The 1,223-nt window shown below is 42.1% G+C and carries 1 protein-coding gene; it reads right to left on the reverse strand.

Annotation, left to right across the window (positions count from 1 at the left end):
- Positions 1 to 1,223 (reverse strand): right-handed parallel beta-helix repeat-containing protein (locus E7X56_RS11575; RefSeq protein ID WP_135606891.1); only part of this gene is annotated, 1,223 nt, incomplete at both ends.

A 1,223-nucleotide genomic window follows, 5' to 3' on the forward strand; every position in this document is an offset into this window, starting at 1 on the left:
ATTCACATCAGGCTGTTCCGGCTGAGAAACCTGTCCGGTGGACTCGAAGGTGAAGACATGAGCGACATTCCAGTTTCCTGTGTATTGCCATCTCAGAGTACCATCTGCATCACACACTTCCTGCCCATAGATCGCACCATCAAGATAGATATCATATATCTTGTTCGGTTCGATGTCCATGATAGTTATCCAAGTCGGATTTGATGTGACAGAAGAACCAATTGAGAGTTCATAAATATCGTTTACTTTGTCATAAGTATTGACCGTAACGTCCTCTAAATACCCTGTAGATGGATCCAGGGTCATATCGTATGAACGGATCGTCTTCGTACCTGTAAAATATGTGCAAGTACTTTTGTCAGGATAATAGGCCACAACAACATCATCTGCGGTAAAGACCCTGCCATCGGTGTATTTGACGTCCAGGCGACCTTCTGTTCTTGCACGATAAGTGTATTTACCATCGGCCATAGCATCCTGTAAGACATTATTCCCGTTCAGGAACCTGTATTCAGTATCATAACCAGCTGCCGTAATGACATTATTACTTATCAAAGAATCATGGATATTTGCCTGTAAAACGTAATCATAGGCATCACCAAACAAATCATTGTTAGAGATAATAACATTTGAAGTTGCATCTGAAACTTTTATATGACGATGTGAAGCATCAGGGGTATGGATATCATAGATAAGGTTGCCGTCGATGACGGAGTTATCGACCGGATCATCAAAGTTTATGCCAAACCCCACATTATAAAACGTATTGCCAATGACATAAACATATCCGGAATCATGGAAGCCATCCACAGCAGTCTGGTGGGAGTATATGGCAGACCAGACAGAATCATGGTACACGTTATTCTCAATGTAGATGTACCTGAAATCACCCATCAGATCGGTCATTCCATGGTCCAGTCCATGGCTGATCTCATTATTTGTGATGCGGATATTCTCTGTTGTCTCAGCACCGGTACCCTGTACCTGTATGGAATTCCATCGGATATAGGAGATGTCATTGTTATCCATTCCGGAATTCTGTGTATCGACAAATGCGACTGAGGATGTGTATAGGCGATAGAATTTGGAATTGTCAACATTGCAACCATTAGTATTTCTCATGTAAACACCGGTTGCATAGTCCTCAAAGCTTAGGCCATCTACATTCCAGTGATCATAGCCCCTTAGATTAATGGCGATACCACCGGTTGAAGAATAATCGT

The sequence above is a fragment of the Methanococcoides sp. NM1 genome (assembly GCF_900774285.1).
GTDB classification, from domain to species: domain Archaea; phylum Halobacteriota; class Methanosarcinia; order Methanosarcinales; family Methanosarcinaceae; genus Methanococcoides; species Methanococcoides vulcani.